This is a genomic window from Cellulosimicrobium sp. SJTW-1, from assembly GCF_047716875.1.
In the GTDB taxonomy this organism is placed as follows: Bacteria; Actinomycetota; Actinomycetes; order Actinomycetales; family Cellulomonadaceae; genus Cellulosimicrobium; species Cellulosimicrobium funkei.
This window is the reverse complement of sequence record NZ_CP136680.1, coordinates 1,331,563-1,357,034: the sequence shown is the minus strand read 5'-3', so window position 1 is coordinate 1,357,034 and position 25,472 is coordinate 1,331,563. Positions and strand designations below refer to the sequence as shown.

Below are 25,472 nucleotides of genomic sequence, written 5' to 3'. Positions count from 1 at the left end.
CGTCAGCCCGCCGCCGGGTCGCCGGAGGTGCCCGTCGGGGGCAGCGGCGGCGGGGTCGCGGCGAACAGCGGCGCGAGCGCCGGGACCTGCCCGGCGGGCGTCCACGCGTCCATGCCCTGCTGCCAGACGAGCGAACCGCGCGTCAGGGCCCCGGACCGGACGTGGCCCGCGAGGTCCGCCGTCGTGCCGGGACCGGCCTGCGCGCCGTCCACGGCCCAGTACCAGGGCGACTCCGCGGCGGGCAGCGGCGGCGGGCCGGCGGGCGCCGCCGGAGTCTGCGGGGCCGACGGCGTCCCGAGGGACTGCGCGAGCTGCTGCCCCATGGCAGCCCCGAGGCCCATGCCCGCACCGAGGCCCAGGCCGTCGCCCGCTCCGCCGGGGTTCCCCGCCGCGGTCTCGATCGCGTTCGCCGCCTGGAACCTCGTGTACTGGTCGAGGTTCCCGACGACCGCCATCTGGGTGCGCTTGTCGAGCGCCGCCTCGACCTCGGGCGGGAAAGAGACGTTCTCGAGGACGAAGCGCCGGACGGCGATGCCGTACTCCGACAGGTCCTCCGAGAGCTGGCCCGCGAGGCGCGTGGCGATCTGGCCCTGGTTCGCGGCGAGGTCGACCGCCGCGACGCCGGCCTCCGCGAGCGCCGGCCCGAGCTGGCCGACCACGAGGCGGCGGAAGTAGTCGCCGATCTCGTCGGTGCGGAACTGCGGGTCGGTGCCCACGAGCTGGCGCAGCAGCGCCGCCGGGTCGACGACCTGCAGGGCGTACGTGCCGAACGCGCGCAGCCGGACCGCGCCGAGCTCCGGGTCGCGCAGGATCACCGGGTTCTGCGTGCCCCACGTGAGGTCGGTGAGCTGGCGCGTCGTGACGAAGTAGACCTCCGCCTTGAACGGGGAGTTGAACCCGTGCTTCCAGCCCTGCAGCGTCGACAGGATCGGCAGGTTCTTGGTCTCGAGCGTGTACGTGCCCGGCCCGAACACGTCGGCGAGCCGGCCCTCGCTGACGAAGACGGCGCTCTGCCCCTCGCGCACGACGAGCTTCGCCTGGTTCTTGATCTCGTTGCCCTGGCGCGGGAAGCGCCAGACGATCGTGTCCCGGCTCTCGTCGAGGAACTCGACGATGTCGATCAGCTGGCCGCGCAGCTTCTCCATGAAGCTCATCCGGACTCCTTCGCTCGTCGTGCGGGACGGCCGCGGGCGGCCTGGTCGACGGGCGCGCGGCCCGCCGCGGTCGCCCCCGGCGCGCCGAGCATAGCGGCATCCCAGCCTGCCGATGAAACCGCCAAGGGTTGGTAAAACCGACGGGTCGCCGCGCGGTCGCGTGCGGCCCGACGGACCGCGGTGGCTCCCCACGCACGAGGCCGCCCGAGGAGCGACCCCGGGCTCGGCGGCACCTATCCTGGCCGGGTGCCGACCCCGCCGACGACCGCGCCCGCGACGCCCACCGTCGCCGTCCTCCTCGCGGCCGGGGCCGGGACGCGCCTCGGCCACGGGCCCAAGGCGCTGCTCCCCCACCGTGGCGGCACGCTCGTCGAGCACGCGACGGCGACCCTGCTCGCGGGCGGGTGCGACGCCGTCGTCGTGGTGCTCGGTGCCGAGGCCGCGCGCGTGCGGGCCGGGTCGTCGCTCGACGGGCCCGGGGTGCGCGTCGTCGACAACCCCGACTGGGCCACCGGGATGGCGTCGTCCCTGCGCGTCGGCGTCGCCGCCGCTCTCGGCCGCGCCCCCGCCCGGGTCGTCGTCGCGCACGTGGACCAGCCCGGCGTCGGGCCCGACGACGTCGCGCGCCTCCTCGCCGCGCACCGCCCCGGGCGCGTGACCGCGTCGCGGTGGCTCGCCGGGGGCGCCGCGGAGGACGCTGCGGGGGCGGACCGCCCTCGGTGGGCGCACCCGCTCGTCCTCGACGCCACGCTCGCGGCGCCCGCCGCCGCGAGCGCCCGCGGCGACCACGGAGCACGTGACTTCCTGCGCACCCACGCCGACCTGGTCGACGTCGTCGACCACCCCGGCGACGGCCGCGACCTCGACACCGCGGCCGACCTCGACCTCCTGGACGACCCCACGCCCCGCTGAGTGCGGGAAGCAGTCGCGCCGACCGGCGTCGGACGGGACTGCTTCCCGCACTCAGCGGGTGGAGGCGGCGGCCTTGATGCCCAGGTAGACGCGGTCGCGCGCGAGCGGGAGCTCGGTGAACCGCACGCCCGTCGCGGCGCGGATCGCGTTGGCGAGCGCGGGTGCGACGGGGTTGAACGGGCTCTCGCTCATCGACTTCGCGCCCATCGGGCCGACCGTGTCCGACGTCCGCGCGAAGTAGACCTCGCTGCGCGGGGTGTCCGCGAACGTGGGCAGGTGGTACTGGCGGAAGATGTCGGTCGTCACGCGGCCCGTCTCGTCGACCACCACGTTCTCGTAGAGCGCCGCGCCGAGGGCCTGCGCGATGCCGCCCTCGACCTGGCCGCGGCACTGGCGCGGGTTGACGACCTCCCCGGCGTCGGCGGCCTGGACGGACTGGAGGATGCGGATCTCCCCCGTCCCGCGGTGCACCGCGACGCGGAAGCCGTGGACGTTGAACGCGACCGAGCGCGGGGTGCCACCCCAGCGACCCTCGGCGACGAGCGCGATCCCGGCGTCGTCGGCGGCGCGCGCGACGTCGGCCAGCGGCAGCACCGTCCCGGCGCAGTCGACGCCGCCGGGCACGAGCCGGCAGTCGCCGGGCGCCGCGCCCGCGACCCCGGCCGCGACCTTGAGCACCGCCTCGGCCAGGTCCTGCGCGGCGGCGAGCGACGCCTTGCCCGCGACGACCGTGCCGGTGGAGCCGAACGCCCCGGTGTCGTGCTCGACGAGGTCGGTGTCGGACTGCCGCACGACGACGTCGGCGGCGTCCTGCCCGAGCGCGCTCGCGACGAGCTGGGCGTGGACGGTCGTCGTGCCGTTGCCGAACTCGGCGGTCCCGACCTCGGCCTCGACGACCCCGTCCGGCCGCAGCCGCACGCGCGCGTGGGAGTAGTGCCCGCGGGGCGGGACGGTGTCGATCATGGACAGCGCCGTCCCCTCCCCGACGCCCCACTCCGGGCCGAGGTCCGGGAGCGCGTCCGGCCCCGACCCGGCGCCCGCGCCGTACGCAACGACGTCGCGCGCCCGGCCGCGCGCGAGCGCGTCGGCGGCCAGGTCGAGGCACTGGTCGAGCCCGTAGCTGCCGTAGAGCACGTCCTCCTCGGGCGTCGGGTGCGTGGAGAGCATGGGGTCGCCGTCGCGCACGACGTTGCGGCGCCGCAGCTCGACCGGGTCCATGCCGAGCTGCCGCGCGAGCTCGTCGACCGCGGACTCGACCGCGAAGATCATCTGCGACAGCCCGTACCCGCGGAACGCGCCCGCGGGCACGGTGTTCGTGTAGACGCAGTGGGCGTCGACCTTCTTGTTGCCGCACCGATAGACGGCGAGGGACTCGCCGCACCCGTGGAACATGACGCCCGGGCCGTGGTTCCCGTACGCCCCGGTGTTGCTGAGGACGTCGAGGTGCAGCGCCGTGAGAGTGCCGTCGCGGCGCGCGCCCGCGCGCACGCGGATGCGGAACGGGTGGCGCGTCGTCGTGCCGACGAACTGCTCGCGGCGCGTGAGCTCGAGCTGCACGGGCCGGCCGAGCCGCAGCGTCGCGAGCGCGACGACGTCCTCCGTGAGCACCTCCTGCTTGCCGCCGAACCCGCCGCCGACGCGCTCGCAGTGCACGCGCACGCGCTCCGGGTCGAGGTCGAGGACGCGCGCCAGGTGGCGGCGCGCGAGGAACGGGACCTGCGTGGACGACCGCACGACGAGGCGCCCGTCGTCGTCGAGGGACGCGACGGCGCAGTGCGTCTCGAGCGCGGCGTGCTGCACGCGGTGCGTGCGGTACGTGGCCTCGTGCACGACGTCGGCCTCCGCGAGCCCGCGCTCGACGTCGCCGAGCTCGCTGTGCACCTCGGCGACGACGTTCGCCTCCGGCCGCGAGACGCGCGCGGCGGCGGCGTCGAGCTCGGGGTGCACGAGCGGCGCCCCCGGGGCCATGGCCTCCTCCGGGTCGACGACGGCGGGCAGCGGCGCGTACTCGACGCGGACCCGGCGCACCCCCTCCTCGGCGGCGGCGACGGTCTCGGCGACGACGGCCGCGACCCGCTGGCCGACGTGCCGCACGACGTCGTCGAGGATCCGCGTGTCGTCGGGGTCGTCGGTGAACAGCTCGTGCTGCGCCGTCGAGAACCGCGTCGCGGGCGCGTCCTCGTGCGTGAGGACGGCGTGCACGCCGGGCACCGCGAGCGCGTCCGTCGTGTCGATCGCGACCACGCGCGCGTGCGCGTGCGGCGACCGCACGAGCTTGAGGTGGAGAGGGCCCGGGTAGTCGGCCGGGTCCACGTCGAGCGTGTACCGCACCGTCCCGGTGACGATCCCCCGGCCCGCGGGCGCGGGCACGTCGCGCCCGAACGCCCGGCCCGCCGAGGTAGAGCCCTGGTCCCCCGAGGTAGAGCCGTGGTCCGGCGAGGTAGACCCCCGGTCCCCCGAGGTAGAACCCTGGTCCGGCGAGGTAGAGGCCCGGTCGCCGCCCGACGGCGCACGCTCGCCCGTGCCCGGCGCGGTCCCGGTCGTGTCGCCGCGCCCCAGGACCGCGTCCTCGATCGCGCGGTACCCCGTGCAGCGGCACAGGTTGCCCTTGAGGTTGCGCGGCAGGTTCTCGCGCTGCGCGTCGTCGAACGTCGCGGCGGTCATGATCATCCCGGCGGTGCAGAACCCGCACTGGAAGCCCTGCGCGTCGAGGAACTGCTGCTGCACCGGGTGCAGCGCGTCCTGCGGGCCGTGGGGGTCGTGGTCGCACGCGCCCGCCGGCTCGTCCCCGGCGGCACCGCCCGGGCACGACGTCGCCGCGAGCCCCTCGATGGTCGTCACCTCGTGGCCCACCGCGCGCCGCGCGGGGTAGACGCACGAGTGCACCGGGACGCCGTCGACGTGCACGGTGCAGGCGCCGCAGTCGCCGCCGTCGCACCCCTTCTTCACGCCGAGCGCGCCCTGCTCGCGCAGGTACGTGCGCAGGCACTGACCCGCGCGGGGCTCGGTGCGGGCGGTGCGGCCGTCGATCGTCACCGGCGGGGCCGGGAGCGGGGCGGGCGTCGTCGTCATCGGAGGCCTCCGTCCGAGGTCGTGCCGTCGACGAGCTCCGCGCGGATCTGCTCGCCGAGGCGGTAGGTCATGTCCCGGCGCCACTCGGGCAGCCCGTGGATGTCGTCGTGGTAGAGGTCGGCGGGGATCGCGGCGTCGAGCGTGGCGACGAGGTCGGCGGCGGTGGGCAGCGCGTCCGCCGCGAAACGGAGCTGCACGGGCCGGAGCGTCGAGGCGGTGACCGTGAGGACGAAGGCGCCCCCGGCGTCGGGCGGGTCGACCCGACCCACGAGCAGCACGCCGGAGCGCCCGAGGTTCGACAGCGACAGGCGGCGGAACGCCGTGCGCGACCGCAGCGCGTGGTCCGGCAGACGGATCGCGCGCAGGAGCTCCCCGGGCGCGAGCGTGTTGCGCAGCTCGCCCGTGACGAGGTCGACGACGGGCTGCTCCCGCCGGGTGCCGCCCGGCCCCCAGACCTCCGCGACGCCGTCGAGCGCCGCGGTGAGCGAGATCATCGGCCCGGCCGGCAGGGACGTGCAGACGTTGCCTCCGACCGTCGACGTGTTCCAGATCTTGAACGACGCGACGAAGCTGTCGCAGCACGGCCGCACGAGGTCCAGCGCGCGCCACCGGTCGCGCACGGGCACGGCCTGCGCGCTCTCCTCGAACGCCCACAGCTCGGCGACGGTGCACGTCGCGGCGATCTCGAGGCCCTCGTCGGTGACGGTCAGCGCGGGCCACCCCGCGCTCGTCAGGTCGAGCAGGCGCCGGAGCGTCTCGCTGCCGTAGGAGAACAGGACGGTCCCGCCCGCGAGCCACGCGTCGCCCTCGCGCCAGTCGGCGGGGTCGGCGGTCGGGACGAGGTCGGTGACGGTGCCCAGGTCCATCAGGGGGCCTCCTCGGGGTGGGGGCGGTGCGTCGGTGCACCGTCCGGTCGTGCGGCGGGCTCCGCGTGGAGCGGGCCCGAGCTGCTGCTGAGCGGGACGACGGCGGAGCGCCCGTGCCGGGCGGCGACGAGCTCCGCGGTGATGGAGACGGCGACCTCCTCCGGCGTGACGGCGCCGAGGTCGAGCCCGATGGGCGACCGCAGGCGCGCGAGCGCGGCCTCGCCCACGCCCTCGGCACGCAGCGCGGCGACGCGCTGGACGTGCGAGCGGCGCGAGCCCATCGCGCCGACGTACGCGAGCGGCAGGTCCAGCGCGAGCCGCAGGAGCGGCACGTCGAACTTCGCGTCGTGCGTGAGGACGGCGACGGCGGTCCGCGCGTCGAGCCGGCCCGCGGCGGCCTCGGCGGCGAGGTAGCGGTCGGGCCACTCGACGACGACCTCCGCCTCGGGGAAGCGGCGCGGGTCGGCGAACACCTCGCGCGCGTCGACGAGCGTCACGCGGTAGCCGAGGAGCCGGACGTGCCGCACGAGCGCGCCCGCGAAGTCGTTGGCCCCGCACACGAGGAACCGCGGCGCGGGCAGCCGCGTCTCGACGAGCAGCGTGACGGGCTCGGCCGCGTCGCACGCGTCGCCGGCTCCTGTTCCTGCCGGAGCCGGTGCGGCGGCGCGCCCCGCCGACGGCGACGCGCCCGGGCCGCCGTGCGCCGCGTGCACGGTCGCCGTGCCGCCCGCGCGCAGCACCGCCACGACCTGCGCCGCGGCGGCGGCCAGGCTGTCGGCCCCGACGAGGCCGCGCAGCGCCCGGGCGACCGCTGCCTCGTCGGTGGCGCCCGGGTCGTTCACGACGACGGCCGTGCGCGCGCCGCCGTCGATGCGGCGGACGAGCGCCACGGGCGGGGCGGGCTCGGCTCGCGCAGCGAGCGCGTGCAGGGCGCGCGTCGCGTCGTCGTCCGGGAGCACGGGCTGGACGTGGACGTCGAGCGTCCCGCCGCAGCTCAGCCCGACGGCGAACGCGTCGTCGTCGCTGTACCCGAACGTCTCGCGGTGGCTCGTGCCGGACGCGATCGCGTCGAGCGCCGCGGCGTGGACGGCACCCTCGACGCACCCGCCGGAGAGGCTGCCGAGCACGGCGCCGTCGGCGCGGACCGCCATCGCGGTGCCGACCGGGCGCGGCACGGACCCCGACGCGGCGACCACGGTCGCCACGGCGAAGGGCGGCTGCCCCGGACCGAGCCAGGGGGCGAGCCGGTCGACGATGTGGAGCATCGTGGCCTCGCTTCCGCCAGGGTGCCGGCGTACCGGCGTCCTTCCAGTGAACCCTTGCGGTGAGTCCCCTGCGCACCCGGGCCGGCGTCGGCTGTGACGCTCCCGGTCGCAGGGCTTGAATCCGCCCGTCGACGCCCCTCGCACGTCGAGGGGACATTCCGTCCAGCGGAACCCGTCTTCCGCTCGACGGACTCCACGCTAGCACGCGGTGAGGCGCAGGTCACCGTCCTGGCGGGAGGGACGACTACGATCGGCCCATGACCGCCGTCTCGCTCGGGATGCCCAGGGTGCGGCCCGCCGTGCCCTCCGGCGCCCCGGACGACCTGGACCCGGCCCGCCCGGCGACCGACGCGCTCGTCGACCGGTACGGCCGCGTGGCGCGCGACCTGCGCATCTCCATCACCGAGAAGTGCTCGCTGCGGTGCACGTACTGCATGCCCGCCGGAGGGCTGCCCGCGATCCCCCGCGAGGACCTGCTCACGCCCGACGAGATCGGCCGGGTCGTGCGGGTCGCGGTGGAGCGGCTCGGCATCACCGACGTCCGGTTCACCGGCGGCGAGCCGCTCCTGCGGAACGACCTCGCCGACATCCTGCGCGCCGCGCGCGCCGCCGCGCCGGACGTGTCCCTCTCGCTGACGACCAACGCGATCGGCCTCGACAAGCGCGTCCGCGGGCTCGTCGACGCCGGGCTCGACCGCGTGAACATCTCCCTCGACTCGGTCGACCGCGCGCACTTCGCGCGCCTCACCCGGCGCGACCGCCTCCCCGACGTGCTCGCCGGGATCCGCGCCGCGCTCGACGCCGGCCTCGCCCCGGTGAAGCTCAACGCCGTCCTCATGCCCGAGACGCTGGCGGGCGCTGCCGACCTCCTCGCGTGGGCGGTCGAGCACGGCTGCCACCTGCGGTTCATCGAGCAGATGCCGCTCGACGCCGACGGCCGCTGGACGCGCGACGACCTCGTCTCCGCGACGGACCTCCTGGGCGTGCTGGGCACCCGCTTCGACCTGCTCGAGGTCGGGCGCGACGACCCGTCGGCGCCCGCCGAGGAGTGGCTCGTGGACGGCGGACCCCAGACGGTCGGCGTCATCGCCTCCGTCACGCGTTCGTTCTGCGGCGCGTGCGACCGCACCCGGCTCACCGCCGAGGGCACCGTGCGCTCGTGCCTGTTCGGCGACGACGAGACCGACCTGCGCGCGATCCTGCGCTCGGACGACCTCGACGAGGACGAGCGCGACGACGCCCTCGCCCGCGCGTGGCAGGGCGCGATGTGGCGCAAGCCGCTCGCGCACGGCAGCGACGCCCCGACGCTCGCCGCCGACGCCTTCGCGGCGACGACCCGCAGCATGGGGGCGATCGGCGGCTGAGGTTCTCAGCGCCCTACGTCGCGACGGCGCAGCGCGATCATCCGCTCGCGTGCCAGTCCACGGATCCGCCTCGTCGCGCCCGACGCTTCGAGCACCGACAGCACCTCCTGAGACTCCGACGACCCTGCGACCTCACGCTGGAGCCAGCGTGTCCATCCCGTGACGTCGTCGACCGCGAGGTCGTGCCCTGCGAGCACTCGGTCGCGAAGCACGACGTCCCGCAGGCGCGCCCGCGGAAGGCCCTGGTGCTCCGCCGGCAGGAGGTCGACCCACTCCGTCGCAGCCGTCGGGTCGACACGTTCGACCATCAGGAGGACGACGGACTCCGCCACGTGAGGATCGGGCTCCTCGGAGACCAGCCGGAAGAGGGCGCTCCACGTGGTCGGGTCCTCGACCGCGCTCGAGTACACCCACCAGCGCCAGTGCTCGTCCTCGTCCGGCCCGGGCGGGCCGACGCCTGTTCGTGCGGCGAGCGCCGCGAGCTCGGGAGACGTCTCCCGCGAGCTGCCCACGGCACCCTCCTCCTGACCAGCCCTCGCTCCACGCGCGCAGGCACCGTCGCCCACCGGCAGCGGTGGCGCAGATCATAGGGTGAAGCCGGTCACCTCGGTGCATCAGCCCAGGTCAGAGCCGCCGTCTCTTCCTACCATGGATCTCGTGACGACGATCTCTCCCGCACCCACCAACCGCCCCTCCTCCTCGATCTCCGGCCCGTCCTCGACGACCCCGGACAACAGCGCGTCCGCGCTCCCGATCTACCGCACCGACGAGCGGTCCGGCTCCTGGAAGGCCGGCACCAAGAGCGTCCTGGGCGCGGCCGTCGGCGCCGTCGTCGGGGTCGTCGTGCTCAGCTGGTTCGGTCTCGTCCTCGGCACCGCCGTCGGCCTCGGCATCGGCATGCTGCTCGACAACCGCCCCGCCGAGCGCTGACCCGACCCTCCCCCCTCCCGGCCCGCACGGCCGGGTCCCCGCCCGACATCGTCGTCGCCCGGCGGATCAGAAGGAACTCACGAGAGGCGAGAAGTGGCCCCTCCCCGGCTCCGGCCGGGGGCCACTTCTCGCCTCTCGTCGTCCGGCCGGCGGTCCGGTGCGTGGTCCTACAGCCCGACCCACTCCGAGACGCCGTCGTCGAAGTGCTGGCGCTTCCAGATCGGCACCTCGGCCTTGATGCGCTCGACGAGCAGCGAGCAGGCCTCGAACGCCTCCCGGCGGTGGCCCGCGGCGGCCGCCGCGACGAGCGCGACGTCGCCGATCCCCAGGCTGCCGTACCGGTGGACCGCGGCGACCCGCAGCCCCGTCTCGGTCGCCACGTCCGCGACGCAGCGCCGGATCACGGCCGTGGCGTCGGGGTGCGCCTCGTAGTCGAGCCGCGTCACGCCCCGACCGCCGTCGACGTCGCGCACCACGCCGCGGAACGTCACGACCGCCCCGCACTCGGGCCCCCCGACGGCCTCCTCGACGGCGCGCGACACGGCGTCGTCGAGCACGTCCGTCGTCACACGGCTGGGGTCCGTGGGCGGCGCGCCGCCGTCCGAGTCCTGCGTCACAGCTCCCGCACCTCCACCTCGGTCCCGGCGTCCCACTCTGTCACGTCGGCAGGGACGTCCACGAGCACGTCCGCGCGCGCCATCGACGCGACGAGGTGGGAGCCCGCTCCCCCGACGACGCGCACCGTGCCCCCCGGACCCGTCGCGCCCCGCAGGAGCTGCCGCTTGCCCGCGGGCGACGTCAGCGGCTCGGCGAGGACCGCCGTGCGCACGCGCTCAGCGCCGGGCAGCCCGGCGGCCCTCTCGAGCGGCTCGCGCAGGAACATCGCGAACGACACCTGCGCGCTCACCGGGTTGCCCGGGAAGGTGAGCACGGGCGTTCCGTCCACGGCGCCGAACCCCTGCGGCCCGCCCGGCTGCATCGCGACGGAGCGAAACGTCACGTCCGACGACGCACCGCCGCCGAGGACGTCCTTGACCACCTCGTACGCGCCCTGCGACACGCCTCCCGACGTCACGACGAGGTCCGCGACCGCAGCAGCCTCGGCGAGCACGGCGACGAACCGCTCGGCGTCGTCGCCGCACCGGGCCGTGAGCACCACGTCGCCCCCCGCGCGCCGCACGGCGGCGCCGAGCGCGTCGGCGTTGGCGTCGAAGACCTGCCCGGGCCCCGGGGCCTCCTCCGGGCCGACGAGCTCCGACCCCGTCGACAGGACCGCGACCCGCGGCCGCGCGACGACCCGGACGCGCCCGACCCCGCACGCCGCGGCGGCCGCGAGGTGGTGCGGCGCGAGGACGGTCCCGTCGGTCAGCAGGACGTCGCCCGGGCGGACGTCGGAGCCCGCCTCGCGCACGAAGTCGCCCGCCGCCCGCGGCACCCGGACCTCGACGGGCTCCGGGTCGGTCGGCGTCGTGGAGGCCTGTCCGGCCGCCGGGTCGGTGACGCCCGCGCGCGCCGTGCCCGCGGGCGTGCGGGCGAACGTCCCGGTGGCGGTGTCCTCGACGGGCACGACGGCGTCCGCCCCCTCGGGCACGGGCGCGCCCGTCATGATGCGGGCAGCCGTGCCCGGCGCGAGCCGGGGCGGGGCGCCCGGCGCCGCCGCGATCTCGGCGACCACGACCAGCCGGACGGGCGCGTCCGCCCGCGCGTCGGCGACGTCCGCGGCGCGGACGGCGTACCCGTCCATCTGCGCGTTGCGGAACAGCGGGACGGCGACGGGCGCGACGAGGTCGCCCGCGAGGACCCGGCCCAGCGCGTCGGCGAGGTCGACGTCCTCGGTGCGGGTGCGGCGTCGGGCCGCGTCCACGAGGGGTGCGAGGAGGGCCGCGACGTCCGCGCGGTGCTCGTCGACGCTCACCCGTGCTGTTCTTGCCATGCCTCGCCCTTCCCGCTCCCCGCACGCCGACGGGCCACCCCCCAGGAGCGGGCGACCCGTCGGCCGTGCGGTCGATGTCGAGGCTCAGCCTCCCACGGCCGCGGTGAGCGGACCGCGCACGAAGTACACGACGAACCCGGCCGCGACCACCCACAGCAGCGGGTGGACGTCGCGCGCCCTCCCGCACGCGGTCCGCAGCAGGACCCACGTGACGAACCCGATGCCGATGCCGTTCGCGATCGAGTACGTGAGCGGCATCGTCACGATCGTGAGGAACACCGGCAGCGTCACCGTGAAGTCGGTGAGGTCGATCTCCTTGATCTGGCCCATCATCATCGCGCCCACGACGACGAGCACCGCGCTCGCGACCTCGATCGGCACCACCGCCGTGAGCGGCGTGAGGAACATCGCGACGAGGAAGAGGCCGCCCGTGACGACCGAGGCGAGGCCCGTCCGCGCCCCCTCGCCCACGCCCGCCGCGGAGTCGACGAACACCGTGTTCGACGACGACGACGTCGCGCCGCCCACGACCGCCCCCACGCCCTCGACGACGAGCGCCGACTTGATGCGCGGGAAGTTGCCGTCCGCGTCGGCGAGGCCGCCCTGCTTGGCGAGCCCCGTCATCGTGCCCATCGCATCGAAGAAGTTCGTGAAGAACAGCGTGAACACGAGCATCGTCGCCGCGAGCGCCCCGATCCGGTCGAACGCGCCGAACGAGAGCTGCCCGAACAGGCTGAGGTCGGGCACCGAGACGAGCGAGCTCGGCATCGCCGGCACGGTGAGGTGCCAGCCGCCGGGGTTCGTCTCCGACGCCGGGCCGAGGTGCAGCACGGACTCGGCGACGATCGCGACGACGGTCGTCACGACGAGCCCGATGAGCAGCCCGCCCTTGACCTTGCGCGCCACGAGGACGCCCATGGTGAGCAGCCCGACGACGAACACGAGCGTCGGGACCGAGGTGATCGACCCGCCGTCGCCGAGCTGGACCGGCGGCCCGCCCGGGGTGCGCGTGACGAACCCCGCGTCGACGAACCCGATGAACGCGATGAACAGGCCGATGCCGACCGTGATCGCGGCCTTGAGCTGGCGCGGGACGGCGTTGAAGATCGCCGACCGCGCGCCCGTCACGGCGAGCAGCACGATGAGCAGGCCGTTGACGAGCACGAGCCCCATCGCCTCGGGCCACGTCACGTCGCCGATCACGGCGACCGCGAGGAACGAGTTGATGCCCAGCCCGGCAGCGAGCGCGAACGGGAGGTTCGCGACGAGCCCGAACAGGATGGTCAGGCCGCCGGCGGCGAGGCCGGTCATCGCGCCGACCTGCGCCGTCTGGAGCCACCCGCCCGCGACGTCGACGGGCGCGTTCTCGGCGCTCGTCCCGCCGAGGATGAGGGGGTTGAGGATGACGATGTACGCCATCGCGAAGAAGGTCACCAGCCCGCCGCGGAGCTCGCGCCCGGCGGTCGAGCCGCGCTCGGTGATCCGGAAGAAGCGGTCGAGCCGGCCGGGGGCCGGTCCGGTGCCGCGTGCGTCGTCGTTCCCGGCGGTCTCCCGCCGCATGCCGAGGAGAGTCACGTCCTTGTGCCCTTTCCTGAGGTACTGACCGGCCGCGCGGCCGGTCAGTACTCGACCCGGGACTCGAGGGCGCGCCAGGCGTCGAACGGCGCGGTGGCGGTGGCCGTGCGCTCGTGCACGACCTGCATGACCCGGTCGGCCGGGTCGGCGTCGAAGAAGTCGTAGAAGGCGGCGTCGTCGAAGCCGGCGCGCGCGGCGTCGTACCGGTCGGCGGCGTAGTGGACGGCGTGCACGCGCGCCCAGAGGGCGGACGCGAGGCACATGGGGCACGGCTCGCAGCTCGAGTAGAGCGTCGCGCCCGTGAGATCGAAGGTGCCGAGCGCGGCGCACGCGCGCCGGATCGCGGTGACCTCGGCGTGCGCGGTGGGGTCGTTGTCCTGCGTGACCCGGTTGTTGCCCTCGAACACCCGCCCGTCGGCGGTGACGAGGACGGCGCCGAAGGGTCCTCCGGCGTGCGCGACGCTGTCGACCGCGAGGGCGACGGCTCGGTCCAGGTGTGCGGTGTCCACGACAAGAGTGTCCATGGTGAGTCTCCACGGTTCGGGCAGCGACGCCGGGTGCTCCGCCTCCGGCGTCCGGGCTCGTCGGTGAGCCGGGAGGAGGCGGCCGGCGGGCCGCTGCAGGCGAGTTGTCACGTCCGCCGGGTAGGTAGCTGCCGGTGTCGGATCGAACGTGTCGACCACCGAGCGTGTCGCTCGGCCCGGGCCCGCCGTTGGCACGCACGACGCTAGCAGCGCGTGACCGACGCCACAAGAGTTTCGGAAGAACTTTTCCACGATATGGACGAAGCCACCGGGGGTCCGCGCCCGGAGCCCCCCGCGAGGACTGTTGCGGAAGGATCTGCCGCCCGGAAGAGTTGTCCCAGCGCAGGTCCGACGCCCGGGGCGTCGCCCCGTCCCGACCCACCCGGAGGCCCAGTGACCGAGCCCGCTCCGCCGTCGTCCCTCCCCGTCGTCCGCGTCCCCGCCCGGCCGGGCCCGCCGCTGCGCTTCCAGCTCCGCCCCGTGGCGCCCTCGCTGCGCTCGTTCCTCGCGACCGAGGCGGGCGGCGCCGTCCTGCTCCTCGCCGCGACGGTCGTCGCGCTCGTGTGGGCGAACTCCGCGTGGTCGGGCGCCTACGACGCGCTCTGGTCCACGGAGGCGGGCTGGCGCGTCGGGCCGTGGGCGTTCGAGATGGACCTGCACCACTGGGTCAACGACGCCGCGATGGCCGTGTTCTTCCTCGTCATCGGCCTCGAGATCAACCGCGAGGTCACGAGCGGCGAGCTCCGCAACCGCCGCACCGTCGCCGTCCCCGCGCTGGGTGCGCTGGGCGGCCTCGCGGTCCCCGCGCTCATCTACGTCGCGTTCAACGCGGGGTCTCCCGCGGAGCACGGGTGGGGCATCGTCATGTCGACGGACACCGCGTTCCTCGTGGGCATCCTCGCCCTGTTCGGGCCGCGCTGCCCCGACCAGCTCCGGCTCTTCCTCCTCACGCTCGCCGTCGTCGACGACATCGGCGCCATCACCGTCATGGCGCTCTTCTACACCGACGACCTCTGGCTCCCGGGCCTCCTCGTCGCCGCCGCGCTCGTCGTCGTGATCCTCGTGCTGCGCTGGCTCGGCGTCTGGCGCCTCGCGCCGTACGCGCTCGCCGGGATCGCGCTGTGGGGCGCGGTCTACGCGTCGGGCGTGCACGCGACGCTCGCGGGCGTGCTCGTGGGCCTGCTCGTGCCGTCGCGCTCGTCGCGGCCCGTGGACGTCGCCGTCGTGCCGAAGTACGCCAAGCGGCTCGCGCAGGAGACGACGGCGGAGCGTGAGCACCTCACCGAGCTCGCGGCGCGCGCGGCCGTGCCCACGAGCGAGCGCCTCCAGCGCGTGCTGCACCCGTGGAGCGCGTACGTCGTCGTGCCCGTCTTCGGCCTCGCGAACGCGGGGGTGCAGCTCGACGGCGAGTCGCTGCGCGCGGCGGCCACGTCGCCCGTGACGATCGGCGTCGCCGTCGCGCTCGTCGTGGGCAACGCCGTCGGCATCTTCGGGGCCGCGACCTTGGCCCTGCGCCTCGGCCTCGGCGACCTGCCGGGGCGCGTGCGGTACTCCCACCTGCTCGGCGGGGCGATCCTCGCCGGCATCGGGTTCACCATCTCGCTCTTCATCGCCGAGCTGGCGTTCGACGACGAGGCGCTCGTCGAGCAGGCCAAGATCGGCATCCTCGCGGGCTCGCTCGTCGCCGCCGTGCTCGGGTCCGTGGCGCTCCGGCTCTTCGGCGAGCGCTGGCCCCTGTGCTCGCCCGGCGCGGACGGCCCGCCGCCCGAGCTCCCGCCGCTCCCCTGGCACCCGCCCGCGACCACGTGACCGCGCGCCCGAGCGCACGGCACGGCACGGCGCGGCGCGGCGCGGCACGGCACGGCGCGGGCCGGGGTCCGGCCGGCCGGGCGCTCGGGCCCTGCGCGGTGACCTACGACCGCGCGGCGGCGATCGCGGCCCGCAGGCCCTCGGCGGTGACGCGGCCGCGGTAGCGGACGCCGTCGACGAAGAGCGTCGGGGTGCCCTGCACGCCGACCGCGAGCGCGTCGGCGTAGTCGCGCTGCACCGGGGCGGCGTGCTGCTGGGCCGCGTCCCCGACGACCGACGCGCCGTCGAGCCCGAGCTCCTCGGCCCGCTCGGCGAGCCCGGCCTCGCCGAGCTGGTCCTGGTGCGCGAACAGCGCGGCCTGCATCTCCCAGAACCTGCCCTGCGCGGCGGCCGCCTCGACGGCGAGCGCGGCCGACAGCGCGTGCGGGTGGATCTCGAACAGCGGGAAGTGGCGGAACACGAGGCGCACCCGGCCGCCGGAGGACTCGACGACCTGCCGCAGCACCGGGGCGGCGGCGGCGCAGTACGGGCACTCCAGGTCGCCGAACTCGACGATGGTGACGGGCGCGGCGGGGTCCCCGAGGACGTGCGCGTCGGCGGGGACGAGCTGCGCGGCCGGGACGCGGTCGGGGGTCTGCTCGCTCACGCTGCCCAGCATGGCACGGGGCGGCGCGCGTGGTCAGGCGAGGGCGAGGGGCCGGGTCTCCTGGGCGGCGCCCGGCACCGGCTCGACGACGCGTGCGAGGTCCGGGCCCGCGCTGTCGCGCCACCAGCCGAGGTTCCGCGCGTGGCGCGCGTAGACCGACGCGGGGTCGGCGCTGAGCGTCACGGCCGTCTCGGCGAGGAAGACGGCGTCGACGGTCTCGGGCGGGGTCGGGACGCCCGCGAGGACCCGCAGCGCGCCGCGGAAGCGCGGGCGGTGGTGCAGGCGCTTGACGAGGTTGAGCGCGCCGAAGAGCAGCCCGGGGCGGACGCGGCAGACGAGCTCGTCGTCGCGGTGGAGCTGCGCGCGCAGCCGCTCCTCGTCGACGACGAGACCGCGCGCGACGGCCTCGCCGAGCATCCACAGCAGCGCGGTGTCCGAGAGGGCGCGCGCCCGCGCGCCGCCCCCGACGTCGCTGTGCCCGCCGGGGAACCAGACCTGCTTGACCCGGGACGCCATGACCACGGGCACGTCCCAGAGGCACGGCTCGAACGTGATGCGGCGGTCGTCGATGGCGAGCGCCTGGCGGGCGCACCGGACGTCGGTCGACAGACGCAGGTCGTGGAACCGGCTGCGGCGGCGCGACAGCCCGGGGACGCCGAGCGCACCTACCGTGTCGAACACCCCGAGGAACGCGACGGGCACGTGGTCGTGGCAGTACGCGGCGCGGAACGTGCGGGCACGCTCGGCCCGGCGAGCGGCGTCGCGGTCGCGGTAGACGTCCTCGGCCTCGCACAGGTGGTCGCGCGCGAGCGCGTCCTGGGTGAGCAGCCCGACGGTCGCGACCATGCCGACGACGCTGCGCGCCGTGTACGCGCCGCGGCTGAACCCGAAGACGTAGATCTCGTCGCCGGGCTCGTAGTTGAGCGCGAGGTGCCGGTACCCCGCGACGACGTTGCGCGTCAGGCCGTACCCGAACGCCCCGCCGAGGAGCCGGTCGACGAGGTAGCCCTGCGCCCCGACCCCCTCGACGGAGAACACCATCTGCTGGACGCCGTCCGGTCCGATGCCGGTGCGGACCGAGCGCGCGATCTTCTCGATGTTCGACACGCTCGCGTTCACCGGCGAGTTCCACGTGCCGTCGCAGCACAGCACCAGCCGCTTCATGGCCCCTCCTCGATCCGCCCCCGGCGGCGCGTCGGGGACACCATCTGGGGAGGGTCGTCGCGCTCCGGCTGATGCACGACGGCGCCCGCCGACGCACGGACCGGTCGGGGTTCGTGAGCAAGCCGTGAGCGTGTCCGTGCGCACCCCCGGATCCGTCCGGGGCGGTCGTCGTCGTGCCGTAGGTTCTGGCGGTGTGACCGCCACGAGCACCGCCCCGCCCGCCGACCCCGCGGACCACCCGCCGGGTGGCCGGGAGCGTCGGCACGCGCGCGAGCCGCACCGGCACCGGGCCGCGTGGATCGCGGCCGTCGTGGCGCTCGCCCTCGTCCTCGGCGGGGGCGGCGGGGCGTTCGCCTGGTACCGGGACACGGAGTACGACGCGCTGGCCGACCGGACCGCGACCGCCGAGGACCTGCTCGCGGCGTCGGACGGGAAGGTCGCCGACCCGGCGGTACGGGCCGCGCTGACGACCGAGGTGGACGACGCCCGCGCCCTGCTCACGGCACCGTTCCTCGACCGGATGACCACGGGTACGGACGCGGCGGACCGGTCGCTCGTCTCGGCGTCGGACGCCGTGCACGCCTCGATGCTCGACCACGCGCGCGGCGAGGTGAGCGCGGCGCGCGCGAGCCTCGCGACCGCCCGCGAGCTCGGCGAGAAGATCTACGCCGCGACGGAGGGCCTCGGCGCCGACGAGGCGGTCCGGGCCCGGCTGCGCGACGCGCTGGACACCGCGGCCGCGGCCGACGACGCCGCGGAGGCGGGGCTCGCGGGCGACGACCTCGCGGCGCTCGAGCAGGCGGTGCTCGACCTGGGGGCAGGCCTGGGGGTCGTGAGCACGTCGACGGAGGAGACGTCGGTCGCGCAGGACGCCGTCTCGTGCCCGGCGCCGGACCAGGTGTGGGACCCCGACGGCGGCCGGGTGCCCGACTTCGCCCTCGCGCCGATCCCGTGGTCGCCCGGCGACCGGGTGCGCGCCGACGTGCTGGACGGGCTCGTCGCCCTCGACGCCGCGTACGTCGAGCGGTTCGGCGTGCACCTGACGATCAACTCCTCGTACCGCACGTTCGAGGAGCAGCAGGGCCTGTACGACCCGTCGTCGCCCATCGCGGCGCCGCCCGGGTGCTCGAACCACGGGCTGGGGTTCGCCGTCGACCTGGGCGGCGGCGTCCAGGCGTTCGGCACCCCCCAGTACGAGTGGCTCAAGCAGAACGCCGAGACCTACGGGTGGACGCACCCCGACTTCGCCGAGCCCGACGGGCGCGTCCCCGAGCCGTGGCACTGGGAGTCCGTGCTGGCCCGCGCGGACGGCTGAGCCCGCCGCCGGTCGTGCCGGGACCGCGGGAGCGCCGGGGCGGGTCCTCAGGAGGCGTGCGCCCGCTCGACGTCGACGTGCGTGACGTCGCCCGGCGTGGGGCCGTCGCGCAGCCAGGCGACGAGGCGGTCGACGGCGTCCGGCGCCCCGGACGCGACGACCTCGACGGTGCCGTCGGGCCGGTTGGTCGCGGTGCCGTCGAGGCCGAGTGCGGCGAGCCGCTCGCGCGTCGCCCAGCGGAAGCCGACGCCCTGCACGCGCCCGTGCACGCGCGCTCGCACGGCGGCGTCCGCGGCACCGGGTGCCGCGCCCTCGCCCGGCCGCGTCACTGGTGCACGTGCGCCGGGGCGCCCGTCGACGACGCGATGTCCGACTCGGCGTCGTCCAGCAGCCGGTCCGCGAGCCGGCGCAGCGCCCGCCCGACGGCGATCTCGTCGCCGATGAGCGGGACGTCGCGGTCGTGCGGGTCGCGCCGCGCCCGACCGACGGTCCGCACGTGCTCGGGCGTCTCCGCGACGAGGACCGCCTCCGCCGTCGTCCGGCCCTCCGACTCGACGACGCTCACCTGCACGCGCCACACCTTCGTGGTGTCCGTGCCGTCGCCCGTCTCCGCTCCCGGGACGTGCTCGACGTAGCTGTCCGACCCCGGGTAGACGAGCGTCCGCTCGCCCGTGTCCGTCCACTCGACGAGGTACGGCGGCGAGCCGTCCTCGTGCCGCAGCTCGACCACGACCCCGTCGCGCACCGCCCCGCCGACGACGCCCGAGGCGGTCACGATCCTGTCCCCGACCGATGCCCTCATGGCTCCTCCTCGTGCCGCACCGTCCTCCCATCATGCGACCGCCGGGAGTGCGCTGCACCCCCGGTCTCAGGGTGTCCGGGCGCCGAGCTGGTCCCGCAGCGCCGCGGGGTCGTGCACCGGGAGCCGGCACACGAAGTCCGCGCAGAGGTAGGCACCCGGCCCGCGGTCGGCGAGCAGGGCGACGCCGTCGGCGGCGAGGGTCGTGGCGTCGTCGGGCGTCGCGGCGAGCAGCAGCGCGCCCGGGTGGTACCAGTCGCGCGCGGCGGCGAGGAACCCCTCCCGCCGGTCGGCGTCGGCGACGACCACGAGCTGGTGGGGCGGCTCCGCGAGCCCGACGGCGACGCGCAGCACCCCCGCCGCGCCGAGCGGGTGCTCGCTCGCCGCGGCGGACGCGCCGACGTGCGCGAGCGCCGCGTCCCGGTACCGCGGCTCGCCCGTCGCGAGGTGGGCGAGCAGCGTGGCCCGGGCGGCCGCCGTCGTGCCCGACGGCACCGCGCCCTCCGACGGGTCGGCCGCCGCACCGGCGGCCAACCCCAGGTCGGTCAGCACCGGGTCCGTGCCCTGCGGGGGCGTGAGGTCGCCGTCCGGGCCGACCGTCGCGTCGACGAGGCGCAGGCCCTCGCGCACGTACCTAGCCTCCCCGGTCAGGCCTCCGAGCACGAGGAGCGCCGCGGCGAGCGCGCCGTGGTCCTCCAGCGTCGCGACGGCGGCCGAGGCGACCCCGCCCTCCGACGCGCGCACGAGCGACCCGTCGGCCCGGACGTGGGTCGCGAGCAGCCGGTCGGCGGCCGCTCGCGCGGCGTCCGTGAGGTCGGGCAGGGCCAGGTGGTGCCCGGCGCGGGCGAGCGCCTCGATCGCGAGCCCGTTCCACCCGGTGAGCACCTTCGTGTCCAGCGGCGGCGGCTCGTGGTGCGCGCGCTCGCCCGGCGGGAGCAGGTAGTACCCGCCCTCGACGCGCTCGCCGTCCACGACGGACTCCGAGTCCTGCGCGCTCGCGAACGCGCCGTCGGCCAGGCGCAGCACGCGCAGGAGGAAGCGCCCGACGTCGCCCGCCACCTCGGCGGTGACCTCGCCCGGGTCGGGCGTGCCGGGCGCCTCGGCGGGCGTGCGCAGCGGTCCGTCCACGGGCCCGGTCCGGCGCAGCACGGCGAGCGTCGTCGCGGCCGAGAGCAGCTGCGCGTTGTCGTAGAGCATCCGCTCGTAGTGCGGCTCCGACCACTCCGGCCGGGTCGCGTACCGGAAGAAGCCGCCGTCGACGTCGCGCAGCGGGCTCGCCGCCATCGCGTCGACCGTGCGTCCCACGAGGACGAGCGCGCGCCGCGCGACCTCCGGGTCGACGACGGACGACGCCGCGACGTCGAGCAGGAGCTCGAGCGTCGGGGCGACGGGGAACTTGGGGGCGCCCCCGAAGCCGCCGTGCACGCGGTCCTCCGCCGCCTCCAGCCGCTCGACGACCCGGCGGGCGTGCTCGGCCAGGTCGGCCACCGGCCCGGCGTCCGCGCCGCCGGACGCCCCCGAGCCGTCGACCGCCGTCGCGGCCGCGCGCGGCACGCCCGTCCGGCGGCCCGCCGCCGCGTCGCGCAGCGCCGCGCGGATCGCGTCCCCCGTCTCGACCGCCTGGTCGCGCCGCTGCTCCCAGGCCTGCGCGACGGCGTCGAGCACGTCCCGGAACGCGGGTCGCCCGGCCACGGGCACGGGCGGCCAGTACGTGCCCGCGTAGAAGGGGGCACCGTCGGGCGTGGTGAACACCGTGAGCGGCCACCCCAGGTCCGGGGTGAACGCGCTCGCCGCGGCGAGGAGGCTCGCGTCGACGTCGGGGTGCTCCTCGCGGTCGACCTTCACCGCGACGAACCCGCGCGCGAGGAGCGCGCCGATGTCCGGGTCGGAGAAGCTCTCGCGCGCCATGACGTGGCACCAGTGGCACGTGGCGTACCCGACCGAGACCATGACCGGCACGTCCCGGCGGCGCGCCTCCGCGAACGCCTCGGCGCCCCACGGGTACCAGTCGACCGGGTTGCCGGCGTGCTGGCGCAGGTACGGGCTCACGGCGGCGGCGAGACGGTTGACCATGACGTCCAGCCTCCCAGGTCGACGCGCCGCTCGCGGCCCGGGCCGTCGGAGTTGTCTGCTCCGTCCCGGAGCGGCGCGCTTGTAACGTTGCGCCCATGCCCGGCCCCGAGCAGCCCGCCCTCGCGGTGGCGACCGACGTCCCCGTCCGACCTGCCGCCGATCCGGACGCCGGGCCGGGCCCCGCGCCGCTGCCCCGCCGGCCCGTCCGCCAGGTGCCGGCGAGCGGTGACCGCAAGGGCCCGTTCACCCTCGGCGACGTGCTCGGGCACGGCGGGTTCGCGCACGTCTACCGCGCGACGGACGCGGACGGCGCGGAGGTCGCCGTGAAGGTGCTCACGGGTCTCCAGGAGGGTTCCCGCGAGCGCTTCGCGCAGGAGGCGAGGCTGCTGGAGGCCGTGGGCGGGCGCGGCTTCCCCGCGTTCGTGCGCTCGGGCCTGGACGACGACCAGCCGTGGTTCGCCATGGAGCTGGTCCCCGGCACCACGCTGCGCGAGCAGGTCCGCGCGTCGGGCCCGCTGGACGGACGCCAGGCGCTGCGGCTGGCCTCGCACGTCGCGGAGGCCCTGCTCGTGCTGCAGGAGCAGCACTGCGTGCACCGCGACCTGAAGCCCGCCAACATCATGGTCGACGGCGACCGGGCGGTCCTCATCGACCTTGGCATCGCCAAGCTGTTCGACACGGCGACGTCCACCCAACCCGTCGGGACGCTCGCGTACATGGCGCCGGAGCTGTTCGCCCGCCGCGTGCACCCCCGCTCGGACGTGTACGCGCTCGGCCTGCTCCTGATCTTCGCCACCACGGGGGTCGTGCCGGCGGACCTCAACTTCCTCGGCCGCGACCTCGAGGCCGCCGACCTCGTGCGGGAGGTCCCGGACGACCTGGTCGGGGTGCCGGCCGGGACGGAACCGGCCCCGTCCCCGGCCGAGCTGCCCGAGATCGACCCCCACCTGCAGGACCTCATCCTGTCGGCGACCCGCTACCAGCCGAACCACCGCCCCGCGCTCGAGAGCGTCGTCGCGGTGCTGCGCGCCCGGCTCGCCGGGGATTCCCCCGACGACACCCTGCTCCTCACGTCACGGATCGTGGCCGACGGCGCCACCGCGGCCGAGCGCGCGCTGGGCCCCGTCGCCGGGCTGGCCGCCGCCACCGGCGCACCCGTCCGGGCCGAGCGGGCGACGGAGGTCTCGCCGGTCGGCAGGGCGGCCGACGCGGCCCGCGTCCGGGAGCCGTGGCACGCCCTGGTCTACGACGCGACGCTGATGAGCGTGCTGGCCGAGGTGCACGGCGACGGGTTCGACGGCGCGGCCGCCGAGGTCATCGCGGACCACGTCGCGAGCATCGGCGCGCACGTGGCCGACGGCCGGACCCCGGCGGAGCTCAAGGACTGGCTCTGGCAGGCGATGCGGTGGCAGGCCGCGGCACCGCCCGCGGGCCACGCCGACACCCTGCGCGGGTGGCGCGAGTACCGTCGCCCGACGCACCCGATGCTCCCCGTGCCGGGCTCCGGCGCCGAGCCCGTGGCCCGGGGCTCGCGGTCGCGGACCGACGGCCCCGTCCCGGTGCCGGCGTCCGGCTCCCCGGACCCGCGTCCCTGGCCGGTGCCCGTGCAGCGGGTCTCCACGCTGGGCCGCGGTCCGTCGGCGCGACCCCGGCCGGAGCCGGTCCCGCCTGCGGTCGGACGGACCCGCGTCGTGGACTCCCCCGACCTCGTCGCCACGCAGGTCGGCCGGCCGGTCCCGCCGTCGGTCCCGCCGCGTCGGAGCCCCGTCCGGCACCTCGGCCCGACGCCGCCGTCGCCCGCCGTGCGTCGGGAGTCCGTCCGGCCGCGGATCACCGGTGCGGCGGTTGCGAGCACCCCGGGCCCGCGCGCCGCCGGCACGCCCGCGGCCACGTCGGCGCCGCGCCAGGAGGCGGCCCCGGCGTCCGCCGCACGGTCCGCACGGCCCGTCCGACCTGCCGCGTCGTCGTCCTGGGACCGCGCCCGGGTCGGGGGCGCGCTCCTGCGCGCCCTGCCGCGCGTCCTCGCGGTCCTGGCGGTGCTGCGCACGCTGTGGCTCGTGCCCGACGGCGCAGCCCGCCAGAGCCAGCCGTTCGTCCCCCTGCCGCCACAGCTCCTGGAGACCCTGCGCGTCTCGGTCGACCTGGCCCCGCTCGTCGACGGTCCCGTGCTCGCCCTGGCCGCGCTCGCGGTGGCCGTGGTGCTGCGTGTCGCCGGGCAGCGCACGTGGACGTGGCCGTACGTCCTCGTCGCCTGCGCGTCGGTCGCTGCGACGGTCGTGCTCGTGCTGCGCGGCTGACCGGGGTTCGGGCCGGGTCGGCGGTGCTGGGCGCGGTCCCGAGGGGCGGGGTCAGGCGTGGAGGCGGCGGAGGAACGCCCGCGTCCGTTCGCGCTGCGGGTCGCCGAGCACCTGCTCGGGCGTGCCGCGCTCGTGGACGCGGCCCTCGTGGAGGAAGCACACCTCGTCGGCGACGCGGCGCGCGAACCCCATCTCGTGCGTCGCGACGAGCATCGTGCGGCCCTCCGCGCGCAGCTCGGCGAGCAGGTCGAGCACCTCGCCCACGAGCTCGGGGTCGAGCGCGGACGTCACCTCGTCGAGCAGGAGCAGCTCGGGGCCTTTGACGAGGGCGCGCGCGATCGCCGCCCGCTGCTGCTCGCCGCCCGAAAGCTGGTCGGGATAGGACGTCACCTTGTGCCCGAGCCCGACGCGACCCAGCATCTCGACCGCTGCCGCCTCGGCCTCGTCGCGCGAGCGCCGGTGCACGAGCCGGGGTGCGAGGGTCACGTTGTCGAGCACCGTGAGGTGCGGGAAGAGGTTGTACGCCTGGAAGACCATGCCCATGCGCGCCCGCACGCGGTTCGCGTCGAGGCGCGGGTCGGCGACGTCCTCGCCGTCGAGCAGGATCTGGCCGTCGTCGACCTCGTCGAGCAGGTTGACGACGCGCAGCAGCGTCGACTTGCCCGAGCCGGACGACCCGACGAGCACGACGCACCGGTGGGCGTCGACGTCGAGGTCGATGCCGTCGAGCACGACCCGCCGCCCGCCCGGGGCGCCCGCAGCCGGGTACGTCTTGCGCACGCCCCGCAGGGACAGCAGGTGACGCGCGTCCTGGGGGATCGCGCCGGACGTCGCGGACGCGCTCATCGGATGTCCCCCGCTCCGCTCACCGTCGCGAGCGACCGGCCCCAGCCGCGGCGCGCCTGGTACGCGTCGACCGCGCGCGTCAGCGGGAACGACACGAGGAAGAACAGGATCCCCGCGACGACGTAGGGCGTGAAGTTGTAGCTGCCCGTCGTCGCGATCTGCGCGGCGCGGATCGCGTCGACGGCGCCGAGGACGGAGATGAGGCCCGAGTCCTTCTGCAGCGAGACGAGGTTGTTCGCGAGCGGCGCGGTGACGTTGCGCACCGCCTGCGGCAGCACGACGCGCCGCGTCGTCTGCGCGCGCGTGAGGCCGAGCGAGCGCGCCGCCGCGACCTGCGACGGGTGCACCGACTCGATGCCCGCGCGGAACACCTCCGCGAGGTACGCGGTGTACGTGAGGACGATCGCGAGCGCGCCGAGGAACGCGCCCGACGTCGGCAGCCACTCCAGCCGCAACGCCGGCAGCCCGAACCCGACGAGCAGCAGCACGAGCAGGAGCGGCACGCCGCGGAACAGGTCGACGTACACCGTCGCGAACGCGCGCAGCGGGAACAGCGCCGGGATACGGCTCGTGCGCGCGACCGCGAGGCCGAGCCCGAGCACCGTGCCGACGACGCCCGCGACGACCCACACGCGCAGGTTGAGCCACAGGCCCTCGAGGATCGCGGGCAGCGACTCCCACGCCATCGCCGGATCGAAGAACGCGGTCCGCGCGCGCTCCCAGCCCGGTGCGTTCACGACGACGAGCACGACCGCCGCGACGACGAGCACCGTGCTCACGAGCGCGACCAGGAGCGAGCGCCGCCGCTGCGCACGCCGGAACGCAGCCCGGTCGAGCGCGAGCGGCGACGGCGACCACGCGGCGGCCGGAACGGCGTCGGGCGACCCGACGCCTCCGGGCGGGCGCGCGTCGTCGGGCACGGTCATGG

General features: G+C 76.2%; 22 protein-coding genes. 6 read left to right on the top strand and 16 right to left on the bottom strand.

From position 1 onward, the window contains the following. Positions 1-2: 2 nt before the first annotated feature. Positions 3-1,154: an SPFH domain-containing protein gene (locus RSE42_RS06110; protein WP_171467639.1), complete on the bottom strand. Its 1,152-nt coding sequence runs from the start codon at positions 1,152-1,154 to the stop codon at positions 3-5. 246 nt (positions 1,155-1,400) lie between these two features. Here RSE42_RS06110 and RSE42_RS06105 point away from each other — a divergent pair, with 246 nt between their 5' ends. Then, a complete protein-coding gene (locus tag RSE42_RS06105; protein ID WP_415298222.1) occupies positions 1,401-2,066 on the top strand; it encodes a nucleotidyltransferase family protein in 666 nt (221 codons plus the stop codon). A 51-nt stretch (positions 2,067-2,117) separates the two neighbouring features. Here RSE42_RS06105 and RSE42_RS06100 read toward each other — a convergent pair whose 3' ends face one another. Genes RSE42_RS06100 through RSE42_RS06090 form a run of 3 tightly spaced genes read right to left on the bottom strand, consistent with a single transcriptional unit; the run spans position 2,118 to position 7,269 of the window. Further along, the gene (locus tag RSE42_RS06100; RefSeq protein WP_415298220.1) at positions 2,118-5,138 is read right to left on the bottom strand and encodes a molybdopterin-dependent oxidoreductase; all 3,021 of its coding nucleotides are present in this window, start codon (positions 5,136-5,138) and stop codon (positions 2,118-2,120) included. Next, entirely contained in the window at positions 5,135-6,004 is an 870-nt protein-coding gene (locus tag RSE42_RS06095) for an FAD binding domain-containing protein (protein ID WP_114553787.1), read from the bottom strand. Before RSE42_RS06095 ends, RSE42_RS06100 begins: the two co-directional genes overlap by 4 nt. After that, positions 6,004-7,269: an XdhC family protein gene (locus RSE42_RS06090; RefSeq protein ID WP_415298218.1), complete on the bottom strand. Its 1,266-nt coding sequence runs from the start codon at positions 7,267-7,269 to the stop codon at positions 6,004-6,006. The genes RSE42_RS06095 and RSE42_RS06090 overlap by 1 nt, the downstream gene beginning before the upstream one ends. A 257-nt stretch (positions 7,270-7,526) precedes the next feature. Between RSE42_RS06090 and moaA the strand changes: the two genes are divergently transcribed. Then, a complete protein-coding gene (gene moaA, locus RSE42_RS06085) occupies positions 7,527-8,633 on the top strand; it encodes a GTP 3',8-cyclase MoaA (RefSeq protein ID WP_415298216.1) in 1,107 nt (368 codons plus the stop codon). 5 nt (positions 8,634-8,638) lie between these two features. Here the strand turns inward: moaA and RSE42_RS06080 are convergent, their stop codons facing one another. Beyond that, positions 8,639-9,145 carry a hypothetical protein gene (locus RSE42_RS06080; RefSeq protein WP_255180758.1) on the bottom strand — a complete coding sequence of 169 codons (507 nt, stop codon included), beginning with the start codon at positions 9,143-9,145 and terminating at the stop codon, positions 8,639-8,641. A 145-nt stretch (positions 9,146-9,290) separates the two neighbouring features. On the opposite strand from RSE42_RS06080, the gene RSE42_RS06075 reads away from it, so the two are divergent. Further along, complete coding sequence (locus RSE42_RS06075; protein ID WP_415298214.1) at positions 9,291-9,563, top strand: hypothetical protein; 273 nt, start codon at positions 9,291-9,293, stop codon at positions 9,561-9,563. A 167-nt stretch (positions 9,564-9,730) separates the two neighbouring features. Here the strand turns inward: RSE42_RS06075 and RSE42_RS06070 are convergent, their stop codons facing one another. The 4 genes from RSE42_RS06070 to RSE42_RS06055 form a co-directional block, all read right to left on the bottom strand. Beyond that, a complete protein-coding gene (locus RSE42_RS06070; protein ID WP_415298212.1) occupies positions 9,731-10,180 on the bottom strand; it encodes a molybdenum cofactor biosynthesis protein MoaE in 450 nt (149 codons plus the stop codon). After that, entirely contained in the window at positions 10,177-11,478 is a 1,302-nt protein-coding gene (gene glp / locus RSE42_RS06065; protein ID WP_415298210.1) for a gephyrin-like molybdotransferase Glp, read from the bottom strand. Before glp ends, RSE42_RS06070 begins: the two co-directional genes overlap by 4 nt. Before the next feature lie 102 nt (positions 11,479-11,580). Beyond that, a complete protein-coding gene (locus RSE42_RS06060; RefSeq protein ID WP_415298208.1) occupies positions 11,581-13,056 on the bottom strand; it encodes an NCS2 family permease in 1,476 nt (491 codons plus the stop codon). Between the two features lie 59 nt (positions 13,057-13,115). Next, a complete protein-coding gene (locus RSE42_RS06055) occupies positions 13,116-13,595 on the bottom strand; it encodes a nucleoside deaminase (RefSeq protein WP_043658278.1) in 480 nt (159 codons plus the stop codon). Between the two features lie 393 nt (positions 13,596-13,988). Between RSE42_RS06055 and nhaA the strand changes: the two genes are divergently transcribed. Continuing rightward, positions 13,989-15,404: a Na+/H+ antiporter NhaA gene (gene nhaA, locus RSE42_RS06050; protein ID WP_076405167.1), complete on the top strand. Its 1,416-nt coding sequence runs from the start codon at positions 13,989-13,991 to the stop codon at positions 15,402-15,404. Between the two features lie 103 nt (positions 15,405-15,507). Here nhaA and RSE42_RS06045 read toward each other — a convergent pair whose 3' ends face one another. Together RSE42_RS06045 and RSE42_RS06040 are read right to left on the bottom strand one after the other, a co-directional pair. Further along, positions 15,508-16,050 (bottom strand): DsbA family protein, encoded by a 543-nt coding sequence (locus RSE42_RS06045; protein WP_415298206.1) that lies wholly within the window; start codon positions 16,048-16,050, stop codon positions 15,508-15,510. Between the two features lie 33 nt (positions 16,051-16,083). After that, entirely contained in the window at positions 16,084-17,214 is a 1,131-nt protein-coding gene (locus RSE42_RS06040; protein WP_415298204.1) for a DUF2235 domain-containing protein, read from the bottom strand. 193 nt (positions 17,215-17,407) lie between these two features. Between RSE42_RS06040 and RSE42_RS06035 the strand changes: the two genes are divergently transcribed. Next, complete coding sequence (locus RSE42_RS06035) at positions 17,408-18,529, top strand: M15 family metallopeptidase (protein ID WP_415298202.1); 1,122 nt, start codon at positions 17,408-17,410, stop codon at positions 18,527-18,529. 47 nt (positions 18,530-18,576) lie between these two features. Here the strand turns inward: RSE42_RS06035 and RSE42_RS06030 are convergent, their stop codons facing one another. From RSE42_RS06030 to RSE42_RS06020, 3 genes are all read right to left on the bottom strand, one after another. Next, positions 18,577-18,858, bottom strand: coding sequence for an acylphosphatase (locus RSE42_RS06030; protein ID WP_354806002.1), 282 nt, complete (start codon positions 18,856-18,858; stop codon positions 18,577-18,579). Beyond that, on the bottom strand, positions 18,855-19,331 hold the full coding sequence (locus RSE42_RS06025; protein WP_194228702.1) for a dsRBD fold-containing protein: 477 nt from the start codon (positions 19,329-19,331) through the stop codon (positions 18,855-18,857). Before RSE42_RS06025 ends, RSE42_RS06030 begins: the two co-directional genes overlap by 4 nt. Before the next feature lie 66 nt (positions 19,332-19,397). Then, positions 19,398-21,401 (bottom strand): thioredoxin domain-containing protein, encoded by a 2,004-nt coding sequence (locus tag RSE42_RS06020; protein ID WP_415298200.1) that lies wholly within the window; start codon positions 21,399-21,401, stop codon positions 19,398-19,400. A 95-nt stretch (positions 21,402-21,496) separates the two neighbouring features. Between RSE42_RS06020 and RSE42_RS06015 the strand changes: the two genes are divergently transcribed. Beyond that, on the top strand, positions 21,497-23,698 hold the full coding sequence (locus RSE42_RS06015; RefSeq protein WP_415298198.1) for a protein kinase domain-containing protein: 2,202 nt from the start codon (positions 21,497-21,499) through the stop codon (positions 23,696-23,698). A gap of 51 nt (positions 23,699-23,749) precedes the next feature. On the opposite strand, the gene RSE42_RS06010 is transcribed toward RSE42_RS06015, so the two are convergent. Beyond that, the gene (locus RSE42_RS06010; protein ID WP_415298196.1) at positions 23,750-24,544 is read right to left on the bottom strand and encodes an amino acid ABC transporter ATP-binding protein; all 795 of its coding nucleotides are present in this window, start codon (positions 24,542-24,544) and stop codon (positions 23,750-23,752) included. Further along, positions 24,541-25,470: an amino acid ABC transporter permease gene (locus RSE42_RS06005; RefSeq protein WP_085388326.1), complete on the bottom strand. Its 930-nt coding sequence runs from the start codon at positions 25,468-25,470 to the stop codon at positions 24,541-24,543. Before RSE42_RS06005 ends, RSE42_RS06010 begins: the two co-directional genes overlap by 4 nt. Positions 25,471-25,472 lie beyond the last annotated feature (2 nt).